Genomic DNA, 5,060 nt, shown 5'->3' on the forward strand with positions numbered 1-5,060 from the left:
CGGCATGCCGGGCTCAACGACCGGCACCCCACCGGGGTACCGGTCGCATCACCAGTTCATCCGAACCAGTCATGTGCGAAGGACGGGGCTAGTGGGTGAGCCCGAAGGAGGTGACGAGCAGTCGGCCCGCGTACGGGGTCTCGGCGCCGAGGAGGCCGGTCGGGTTCACCGAGTAGACGACCTTGCGGCTCAGGTCGCGGGTGGCGAAGACGCCGCTGGTGTAACCGGGGCGGGAGCCGGTCTTGCCCCAGGCGACCTGGCCGTCCTGCTCGATCCGCAGCAGGCCCATGCTCATGCAGGCGCGGGAGGAAGGGCCCTTGCCGCAGTCGTTGTTGTGGAAGTTCGGCACGTCGGGCACGGTGAACAGGTTCTCCTGGACGGAGGCCGGCAGCAGGCGGCCCTGGAACAGCGCGGTGATGAAGCGGTCCAGGTCGGGGGCACTGGAGATCATGCCGCCCTCGGCCCAGGGCCAGGGGCTCTGCTCGGTGACGTCGACGGTGCCGGAGCCCCCGAGGGAGAGGTAGCCATGCGCGGCCGGGTGCGGCAGCGCGGGGTCGTCCCCGTCGGGCGCCGAGGTCTGGTGCAGGCCGAGGGGCTGGATGATCCGGTGCCGCACCTCGTGCGCGAAGCTGTGCCCGGTGACGTCCTCGATGACCAGCCCGGCGAGGAAGGTGTTGATCCCGTTGTACTGCTGCGCGGTGCCGGGCTGGAAGTTCATCGGCTGGCCCTCGATCTTGGCGACGACCTCCTGAGGCGTCCAACTGTCCAGCCGGTGGGCCGCGAACCACGCGGCCGAGCCGTCGCCCCACATCTCCTCCGAGCCGGTGGGCAGGCCGCTGGTGTGGTTGAGCAGCTGGCCCACCGTGACGGAGTCGTCGGGCAGCTGAACATCCGGCAGGTACTGCTGGGCCGGGTCGTCGAGGTTCAGGCGGTGCTCACCGACGAGTTGCAGGAGGACGGTCGTGGTGAAGACCTTGGAGATGCTGCCGATCCGGAACCGGCCGTCCGGATCGACCGCCTGACCGGTCGCCGCGTCGCCCGTTCCCGAGGTGCCGGTGAAGCTCCCGGCGCTCCCGCTGACCCGGACGAACGCGCTGGTGACGTCGGCCGCCGGGCGCTGGTCGAGCGCCGCCCGGATCGCCGCAGGGTTCAGCGGCGGCAGCGGCGCGGGCGCCACCGCGGTGGCCGTGGCGGCGGCCGGAGCCGGGGCGGCGAAGGCGGGGGCGACGTCGACGCCGATCGTCACGGTGGTCAGCAGTGCCGCACCGGCGACCAGGCGGGTCCAACGGGTGCGGTTCGTGCGGGAATTCATGAGGAACGTGCTCCAACGGGACTGATGGATCGCGCCGACGGGCTTCGACGCGCGATCACTGATCACTGATCAACTCGATCGCTGAGATCCTGTCAGAACCGTGTTCGACCCCGCCATCAGGGAAGATCCCCGTTCCGGCCCGTAGGTGGTCTCGGGGTTTCCCCGGAGACCACCCCTGACAGCTGGTCAGCCCGACGGGCGATCCGGCTCAGCCGGACCAGACGGTGACCGTGGCGTCCACCCGGTAGTCCGACGGGGCGATGGCGTCGATCTTGATCAGGGCCGTGCGGCCGCCCGGGCTCTTCAGGCAGACCAGCGATCCGACGCCGACGTGGACCGAGTCGCCCGGGTGGGTCACGGCCCAGTCGGAGCAGGCGGCACCGGACGGCGGTGCCTGGCCCGTCCAGACGCCGAACTGGTCGTGGTCCATCTGGATCTCCTCCCGCAGCACGGCGCTCGTCGCGGTGAACCCGGCCGCGTAGATGCCCTTCGGGAAGCCGGAGTCGCGCCCCGGCGGGGTCAGGTCGAAGTCGACCCCACCGTCCATCGGGATGCCGACCTGCCCGCTCCATGCCACGGTGAGCCCGGTCGGAGACGACGCGGGCGGGGTCGGCGCCGCCTGGGTGGCACCGGTCGGCACGGACGCCGCCGGCGCCGTCGTCGACGCCGCGGTGGCGGGGGCGGGGGCGGGCGCCGCGGTCGAGGCCACGGCGGGCGGCGCGTCACCCTTCGGCCGGATCGCCGTCCCCAGGATGAGGGCGAGCAGCCCGACCGCGACCACGCCGACCCGGGCTCCCGTGGTCTGCGGGCCCGGCAGCTTGATCCCGGCGCCGCTCGCGGCCTCCTTCGCGAAGGCCACGACGAAGCAGAGCAGTCCGAACACCCACAACGTGATGGTCCCCGTCACGGCGCCGCCCCCGATGTCCCACGTGTCGCGATCCCGAACGCGCAGATGCTACAAGGAATCTGACTCGTCGGCAGGTCAATTCGGCCCGGGGAAAGCGCGCTACGGCTTGACGGCGACACCCGCGTAGAAGGACACCTGGGCATCCGTGACGTCGGCCGGGAGCAGCCCGGCGGGGTCGTCGGTCTCGTCGGGGTGCCAGCGGTGGGCGGGAACGATACCGGGGTCGAGGAGGTCGAGGCCCTCGAAGAAGGTGGCGAACTCAGCCTTGGGGCGCAGCCGCAGGGAGGTGCCGGCCTGGTTGTAGATCTCCTCGACCTTGGTGGCGCCGGACGGGTCGAGTTCGGCGGTGGCGTGCGAGAGGACCAGGGCGGAGCCCGCCGGCAGCGGGGCGAGGAGGCGTTCGAGGATGGCGTGGGCGTCGGCGAGGTCGGGGACGAAGTGGAGCAGGGCCACCATCGAGAGGACCACGGGCTGGTCCAGGTCGAGAGTGCGGGCCACTTCGGGGGTGGCCAGGATCGCGGCCGGGTCGCTGACGTCGCCGTGGACGTACGCGGTGCGGCCCTGCGGGGTGCTGGTCATCAGGGCGCGGGAGTGGGCCAGGACGACGGGGTCGTTGTCGGCGTAGACCACGCGGGCCCGGGGCTCCACGGCCTGGGCGACCTCGTGGAGGTTCGGCGAGGTGGGGATGCCGGTGCCGATGTCCAGCCACTGGCGCAGGCCGCGCCGGGCCAGGGCCCGGGTGGCGCGGTGCATGAAGGTGCGGTTGGCGCGGACGGCGGTGCGCATGGTGGGGAAGACGGACAGCACCCGCTCGGCGGCCTCGCGGTCGACGGCGAAGTTGTCCTTGCCGCCGAGGAAGTAGTCGTACATCCGAGCGCTGTGCGGAATGTCCTGGCGTATGTGCGGGACGACCGGTTCGCCGGACCGCTCCGGCTCGGCGGCCGTCATCCAGGTCTCGTCCGCGGTCATCCGCTGTCCCCTCATCTGTGATCACGTCAGGCCCGCCGCAGTCTAGCCAACTCGCCGGTGGCCCACGGGCGGTCCGGTCGGACCGCCCGTGCAGCCGTCGATCGCACTGCCGCCGAACACGGGGGTAGTAGGCTGAGCGGGAAAGATGATCTTCAGGAGGCGACATGCCCGACACCAAGCCCCGCGTCCTGCTCGTCACCGACCTCGCTTACCAGGCCCGGGGCCGCCGGTACTGCGACGAGGACATCCGGCTCTCCGCCGGCCTGCGCGAGGACTTCGACCTCGCCCTCTGCCACCCCCTCGACGCCGCCGCGCTGATGGACGCCTTCGACGTGGTCCTCATCCGCAACAGCGGCCCGGTGCTCAACTACCGCGCCGAGTACGAGGCCTTCCGCAGCCGCGCCCTCGACCGCGGCACCCGCGTCTACAACCAGCTGACCGGGCGCGCCGACATGGCCGGCAAGCAGTACCTGCTCGGCCTGAGCGCCGCCGGGTACCCGGTCATCCCCACCGTCGACCGGGCCGAGGACCTCGCGCGCCTGCCCGTCGTCCCCGAGTACGTGGTCAAGCCGAAGCTCGGCGCCGACTCGATCGGCCTGCGGACCGTCCCCCGCGAGCAGCTCGGCTCCGTCACCTACGACGAGGACGTCCTGGTCCAGCCGCTGATCCGCTTCGTGTACGAGGTCTCGTTCTACTTCGTCGACGACGCCTTCCAGTACGCCCTCCACGCCCCCGACCCGGAGCAGCGCTGGCGCCTCGAACGGTACGAGCCCACCGCCGCCGACCTGGAGTTCGCCCACCGCTTCATCGCGTGGAACACCGTCGAGCACGGCATCCAGCGGGTCGACGCCTGTCGCACCCCCGAGGGCGACCTCCTCCTCGTCGAGCTGGAGGACCTCAACCCCTACCTGTCCCTGGACCTGGTCGACGAGGCCACCCGGGACCGGTTCACCGCGGCCCTCCGGGCCTCCCTGCTCAAGCTGGCGGCGACCCGGCCCTGACCCGCCGGGCCGCCTCGGTCAGCACCGCGCCCAGCGGCAGGCCGACCCGGGCGACGGCCAGGTCGTCGCCCCGGGTCGCGCCCTGGTTGACGATCGCGACCGGGGTGCCCGCACGCGCGGCGTGCCGGACGAAGCGCAGGCCCGACATGACCGTGAGCGAGGAGCCGAGCACCACCAACGCCTGTGCCGCGTCGACGAGTTCGAAGCAGCGCTGGACCCGCGGCTTGGGTACGGCCTCGCCGAAGAAGACCACGTCCGGCTTGAGCACTCCCCCGCACGCCGTGCAGGGGGCGACCTGGAACCCGTCCACCAGCTCCTGCGGCAGCTCGGCGTCGCCGTCGGGGTTGACCCGGGCCGACCCCGCCCGGAAGCCCGCGTTCAACGCCTCCAGCCGCCCGTCCAGCTCCTCCCGCGGGCTGGTGCGCCGGCACTCCAGGCACACCACCCGGTGCAGCCCGCCGTGCAGTTCCACCGCCGCCCGTGTACCGGCCGCCCGGTGCAGACTGTCCACGTTCTGGGTGATCACCGCCGCCACATGACCCGAGCGCCGCAGCTGCTCCACCGCGCGGTGCCCGGCATTCGGCTCGGCCCGCGCGATCGTGCGCCACCCGACGTGGCTGCGCGCCCAGTACCGGCGCCGCGCCGCCGCGCCGCCCGTGAACTCCTGGTACGTCATCGGCGACCCGCGCCGCCGGCTGCCCGTCTCGCCCCGGTAGTCCGGGATGCCCGACTCCGTCGACAGCCCCGCGCCACTGAGCACCACGACGCCCCGCCCGGCCAGCAGCCGTACCAACGCCTCCAGGCCGACCGCATCGGCCGCCGTACCGCCGAGAGTCGTCGCGGGCACACCCATGCCGTCCAGCCTAGTGCC

At 72.5% G+C, this 5,060-nt stretch carries 5 protein-coding genes; 1 reads left to right on the top strand and 4 read right to left on the bottom strand.

Going from position 1 to position 5,060, the window contains the following annotated elements:
* Nucleotides 1-88: 88 nt before the first annotated feature.
* The 3 genes from ACFVWU_RS44165 to ACFVWU_RS44175 all read right to left on the bottom strand — a co-directional run bounded on the left by ACFVWU_RS44165 (nt 89) and on the right by ACFVWU_RS44175 (nt 3,188).
* Nucleotides 89-1,312 (bottom strand): serine hydrolase domain-containing protein, encoded by a 1,224-nt coding sequence (locus tag ACFVWU_RS44165; protein ID WP_387632213.1) that lies wholly within the window; start codon nt 1,310-1,312, stop codon nt 89-91.
* A gap of 208 nt (nt 1,313-1,520) precedes the next feature.
* On the bottom strand, nt 1,521-2,219 hold the full coding sequence (locus tag ACFVWU_RS44170; RefSeq protein WP_387632216.1) for a hypothetical protein: 699 nt from the start codon (nt 2,217-2,219) through the stop codon (nt 1,521-1,523).
* 99 nt (nt 2,220-2,318) lie between these two features.
* Nucleotides 2,319-3,188, bottom strand: coding sequence for an SAM-dependent methyltransferase (locus ACFVWU_RS44175; protein ID WP_387632218.1), 870 nt, complete (start codon nt 3,186-3,188; stop codon nt 2,319-2,321).
* A gap of 164 nt (nt 3,189-3,352) precedes the next feature.
* On the opposite strand from ACFVWU_RS44175, the gene ACFVWU_RS44180 reads away from it, so the two are divergent.
* Nucleotides 3,353-4,189: a hypothetical protein gene (locus ACFVWU_RS44180; RefSeq protein ID WP_387632220.1), complete on the top strand. Its 837-nt coding sequence runs from the start codon at nt 3,353-3,355 to the stop codon at nt 4,187-4,189.
* Here the strand turns inward: ACFVWU_RS44180 and ACFVWU_RS44185 are convergent.
* Complete coding sequence (locus tag ACFVWU_RS44185) at nt 4,164-5,042, bottom strand: NAD-dependent protein deacetylase (protein WP_387632223.1); 879 nt, start codon at nt 5,040-5,042, stop codon at nt 4,164-4,166. The genes ACFVWU_RS44180 and ACFVWU_RS44185 overlap by 26 nt on opposite strands.
* Nucleotides 5,043-5,060: the final 18 nt, after the last annotated feature.

Origin of the sequence: Kitasatospora sp. NPDC058190, from assembly GCF_042883685.1 — a bacterium.
Taxonomy (GTDB): Bacteria; Actinomycetota; Actinomycetes; order Streptomycetales; family Streptomycetaceae; genus Kitasatospora.

Coding starts and splice junctions, on each gene's coding strand:
- ACFVWU_RS44165 (WP_387632213.1), bottom strand. CDS start 1,312: ATGAATTCCCGCACGAACCGCACCCGTTGGACCCGCCTGGTCGCCGGT.
- ACFVWU_RS44175 (WP_387632218.1), bottom strand. CDS start 3,188: ATGACCGCGGACGAGACCTGGATGACGGCCGCCGAGCCGGAGCGGTCC.
- ACFVWU_RS44180 (WP_387632220.1), top strand. CDS start 3,353: ATGCCCGACACCAAGCCCCGCGTCCTGCTCGTCACCGACCTCGCTTAC.
- ACFVWU_RS44185 (WP_387632223.1), bottom strand. CDS start 5,042: ATGGGTGTGCCCGCGACGACTCTCGGCGGTACGGCGGCCGATGCGGTC.